We start from the raw sequence: 4,444 nt of genomic DNA on the forward strand, positions 1-4,444 counted from the left end.
GGGTCGCCCCGCTGTGGAAGCATTCGGAGGATGGAGCTCTTGCACCGGCTGCGGACGCGAACCGCTCGCGCCGCCGTCCGGCTCGGGGGAGAGTCGGGCTCACAGACGCGGTGGGCCGAGCGCGCCCGGATCGTGCTCTACATCCTCGCCCTCGCGCTGCTGGGGTGGGAGGTCTACCTCAGCCACGTCCAGGGCCTCACGCCACTGCAGACCGTCGTGCGAGCGGCCGCGGTCCTCACCCTCGTCGGGATGCCACGCTGGCCCCTCGCCTCAGCGGCCGTCTCGATCCCCTTCCTCGTCGTGGAGATGTGGGTCAGCGTCGACCCCGTCTCCCTGATGATCGTCGTGCCCCTGCTCATGACGGGCTTGCTCGTCGCCACGCAGGTACGGCAGTTCGGCTACGCCTACGCCCTCCTCATGGTCGGCGCGCTCACCTCGCTCCAACGCACCGAGCAGCCGCTCGCGGACCTCGCCACCTGGCTCACCGTCTTCCTCATCCCCTGCCTGCTCGGGGAGGGAGTGCGCTTCTGGCGAAGCTCCGTCGAGGAGATCCGGCTGGCTTCCCAGGCCCAGCTCGGCCGCCAGCGCCGCGATCTCGCCCGCGAGCTGCACGACACGTCCATCCACGACATCACCGCGATGATCATGGCGCTCGAGCGCGCCAAGCTCGTCGGCCTCGGGACGCCGAAGGCGCTCGAGGAGATCGACCACGCGATCGCCGCAGGCCGCCAGTCGGTCGTGAGCATGCGCGGCGTGCTCAAGATCCTGCGGTCCGAGGACACCCTCCAGACCCGCACGCCCGACGCCATCCCAGCCGCGCTCGCATCGACGTCGACGGTGCAGCGCGCCCTGGAGGACGCCCGACAGACGCTCGGGAGGATGGGCCACGAGCTGCGCGTGCACCTCGAGGACCAGATCGACCTGCCCATGCCCCTGTCGGTCCGTACCGCGCTCGTGCGCGTCATCCAGGAGTGCACGGCGAACATGGTCAAGTACGCCGAGCCCGGCTCCCCGTGCACCGTCATGGTCGAGCGCACGGACACCGAGACCCGCGCCCTCTTCATCAACGACGTGCGGGAGGGCGGCCGCGTCGACACAGCCCTGAGCTCCGGGGTCGGCCTCATCGGCGCCCGTGAACGGGTGGAGGCTGTCGGCGGGAGCCTCGCGGTACGCCATCATGATGGCAGGTGGATCATCCAGGCCCTGATCCCGACGATCAGTTCCGCTAGCGAAGGACAGGTAGAGCGTGCAGCACAGCACTGAGGGAACCGACCGCCAGACCGGGACGACACCCACCATCCGGGTGCTGCTCGTCGATGACGACCCGATGGTCCTCGCCACGCTCCAGAGCTACGTCGCCACCGCCGACGACGTCGAGGTCGTCGGGACGGGCGACGACGGCCACAAGGTGCGCGACCTCGTCCGGCAGCACACGCCGGACCTCGTCATCATGGACATCCAGATGCCGACGATGACGGGCATCGAGGCGACCCAGCAGCTGCGCAAGGAGTTCCCGGAGCTGCGCATCGTCCTGCTCACCACGTTCGACGAGGACGAGTTCCTCCTCGAGGCGCTCGACGCCGGCGCGGCGGGCTTCCTCCTGAAGAACACGAGCCCGCAGGACCTCGTCCAGTCGATCCGCCGGGCGCACAGCGGCAACCGCGTCGTCTCCCCGGGTCCGACCGACCGCCTCATCGACAACTACCTCCTGCGGTCCCCGAGCACGGCCGACGCCTCGGACATCGGCCTCTCCGGCAGGGAGCAGGAGGTCCTCGAGCTGCTCTGCCGCGGACGGTCGAACGGCCAGATCGCCGAGGAGCTGTTCGTGGCCGAGACCACCGTGAAGACCCACGTCTCCTCGATCATGCGAAAGATGGGGGTCGGCTCGCGCCTCGAGATCGTCGTCCACGCCTACGAACGGCGCCTCGTGCGCTGATTTGCTGCACCTGCAGAAATCATGCCGCCGGAGGGTGCCTCTCCTCCTTTCGAAGGATGCACTCCGCCCAGGGTGGACGCGAACATGACGATTGACCTCCATGTCCCCTCCACCACCACGAGAATGAGGCAAAGATGAAGCGCACCCTGGTCCGGGCGACCGCCGTCGCTGTCGCCGTCATCGGGCTCTCCATGGCGCCCGCCACCGCTGCGCCGGACAGCCTCGAGCTGCCCGGCGCCCCCGTGACCGCCCCGGGTCTCGAGCCCGGCGGCAGCGAGGTGAGCCCCAACCTCTCCTTCTGCCAGGTCGTCGGCTGGTGGTACTGGTGTCGCGTCTGAGCTGATGAGCTTCTCCAGGGCGAGGGTCGGCAACGGCCCTCGCCCTGTTGCGTCCCCAGCCGGCACATGAACGACGATGCCGCGCGGTGACCGCTGGGCGCACCTAGCGTGGGTGGCATGGCCAACCGACTCACCCGCGCCCAGAGCCCCTACCTCCAGCAGCACGGGGACAACCCGGTGGACTGGTACGAGTGGGGCGAGGACGCCTTCGCCGAGGCGCGGCGCAGGGACGTCCCCCTCCTCGTGTCGGTGGGCTACGCAGCGTGCCACTGGTGCCACGTCATGGCCCACGAGTCCTTCGCGGACGAGGCGACGGCGGAGCTGATGAACACCGGGTTCGTCAACGTCAAGGTGGACCGCGAGGAGCGGCCGGACGTCGACGCGGTCTACATGGCGGCGACACAGGCGATGACCGGCCGGGGCGGCTGGCCCATGACGGTCTTCACGACGCCGGAGGGCACCCCGTTCCTCTGTGGCACCTACTTCCCGCCGGTCCCCCGCTTCGGCACGCCGTCCTTCCCGCAGGTCCTCGAGGCGGTGTCGCGGGCGTGGCGCGAGCAGCGCGCCGACCTCGAGCGCACCGGTGAGCGGGTCCGCGCCCACCTCGCGCAGGTCGCCGCCCCGGCCCCACCCGCACCGCTGGACGAGGACGTCCTCTCCCGCGCGCTGGACACCCTCGCGGCGAGCTACGACGCGCGCCACGGAGGGTTCGGCGGGGCGCCGAAGTTCCCGCCCTCGATGGTCTGTGAGTGGCTCCTGCGCCGCGCCGCACGGACGGGCGACACCCGGGCGCTGGAGATGGCCGAGGGGACGCTCACCGCGATGGCCCGCGGCGGCATCTACGACCAGCTCGCCGGCGGGTTCGCCCGGTACAGCGTCGACGAGACGTGGACGGTGCCGCACTTCGAGAAGATGCTCTACGACAACGCCCTGCTGCTCCGCGTCTACACCCACTGGTGGCGGCAGACCGGATCCCCGCTCGCCCGCCGCGTGGCCGAGGAGACCGCCGGCTGGATGCTCGCCGAGCTGCGCACCCAGGAGGGCGGGTTCGCCTCCTCGCTCGACGCCGACTCCCCCGGCGGAGAGGGCGCCTTCTCCGTATGGACCCCGGAGCAGCTGCACGAGGCGCTCGGGGAGGAGGACGGCGCGTGGGCAGCGGAGGTCTGGGGGGTCACCCCCGACGGCACCTTCGAGGAGGGCGCCTCGGTCCTCCAGCTCCCCGCCGACCCGACGGACCCCGCGCGCTACGAACGCGTCCGCGCCGCCCTGCACGCAGTCCGCGAGGCCCGGCCACGGCCCGCTCGCGACGACAAGGTCGTCGCCGCATGGAACGGGTACGCCGTCACCGCGCTGGCCGAGGCGGGAGCCCTCCTCGAGCGGCCGGAGTGGGTGCACGCGGCGGAGGAGGCTGCCTCCCTCGTCCTCCGCGTGCAGGAGCGGGACGGTCGCCTCGTGCGGACGTCACGCGACGGGGCCCCCGGCACGAGTCCGGCCGTCCTCGAGGACTACGCCGCCCTGGCCGAGGGCCTGCTCACGCTCCACCAGGTCACGGGCGACGCCGCCCACCTCACAGCCGCAGGACGGCTGCTCGACACCGTGCGCAGCCGGTTCGCGGGCACCGACGGCACCGTCTTCGACACCGCCGACGACGCCACCGACCCCGCCGTCGCGCGGCTCGGCCGCCCGGCCGACCCGGCCGACGGACCGACGCCCTCGGGCCTCGCCGTCGCCGCGGGCGCGCTCCTCACCTGGAGCGCGCTCACCGGTGACACCGCGGCCCGCGAGGAGGCCGAGGGGGCGCTGGGACGGGTGGCCGCCATCGCCGTGCGCTACCCCCGGGCCGCGGGCTGGGCGCTGGCCACCGCGGAGGCCGCGCTCGACGGTCCGCGACAGGTCGCCGTCGTCGGGGACCGCGAGGACGCCCGTACCGGCGCGCTGGCGTCCGTCGCCCGGCGCTCGAGCGCGCCCGGCCTCGTGCTCGCGGTGGGCCGCGGTGCTCCCCCGCAGCTGCTCGAGGGACGTACCGAACGTGACGGCGTGCCGACGGCCTACGCCTGCCGCGGCTTCGTGTGCGACCTGCCGACGACCGACCCCGCCGTCCTCGCCGACCAGCTGCGCGGCTGAGGCGCCGGGAAGACGGACGCCGGCCGCCCCCCGAGGGGGACGGCCG

4 protein-coding genes are annotated in these 4,444 nt (G+C 72.5%); all 4 read left to right on the forward strand.

The window, feature by feature from the left end:
• The first annotated feature begins 30 nt into the window (after positions 1-30).
• The 4 genes from FHE66_RS10515 to FHE66_RS10530 all read left to right on the forward strand — a co-directional run bounded on the left by FHE66_RS10515 (position 31) and on the right by FHE66_RS10530 (position 4,398).
• Positions 31-1,263: a sensor histidine kinase gene (locus tag FHE66_RS10515; protein WP_139072917.1), complete on the forward strand. Its 1,233-nt coding sequence runs from the start codon at positions 31-33 to the stop codon at positions 1,261-1,263.
• A complete protein-coding gene (locus FHE66_RS10520; RefSeq protein WP_139072918.1) occupies positions 1,247-1,936 on the forward strand; it encodes a response regulator transcription factor in 690 nt (229 codons plus the stop codon). Before FHE66_RS10515 ends, FHE66_RS10520 begins: the two co-directional genes overlap by 17 nt.
• Before the next feature lie 134 nt (positions 1,937-2,070).
• On the forward strand, positions 2,071-2,274 hold the full coding sequence (locus FHE66_RS10525) for a hypothetical protein (protein WP_139072919.1): 204 nt from the start codon (positions 2,071-2,073) through the stop codon (positions 2,272-2,274).
• 117 nt (positions 2,275-2,391) lie between these two features.
• Positions 2,392-4,398, forward strand: a complete 2,007-nt coding sequence (locus FHE66_RS10530; RefSeq protein WP_139072920.1) for a thioredoxin domain-containing protein — start codon at positions 2,392-2,394, stop codon at positions 4,396-4,398.
• Positions 4,399-4,444 lie beyond the last annotated feature (46 nt).

The sequence above is a fragment of the Georgenia sp. 311 genome, assembly GCF_006151955.1.
In the GTDB taxonomy this organism is placed as follows: domain Bacteria; phylum Actinomycetota; class Actinomycetes; order Actinomycetales; family Actinomycetaceae; genus Oceanitalea; species Oceanitalea wutianyii.

Bases quoted from the DNA above. Each gene is read 5' to 3' on its own strand.
- FHE66_RS10530 (WP_139072920.1), top strand. From the start codon at position 2,392: ATGGCCAACCGACTCACCCGCGCCCAGAGCCCCTACCTCCAGCAGCAC.
- FHE66_RS10515 (WP_139072917.1), top strand. From the start codon at position 31: ATGGAGCTCTTGCACCGGCTGCGGACGCGAACCGCTCGCGCCGCCGTC.
- FHE66_RS10525 (WP_139072919.1), top strand. From the start codon at position 2,071: ATGAAGCGCACCCTGGTCCGGGCGACCGCCGTCGCTGTCGCCGTCATC.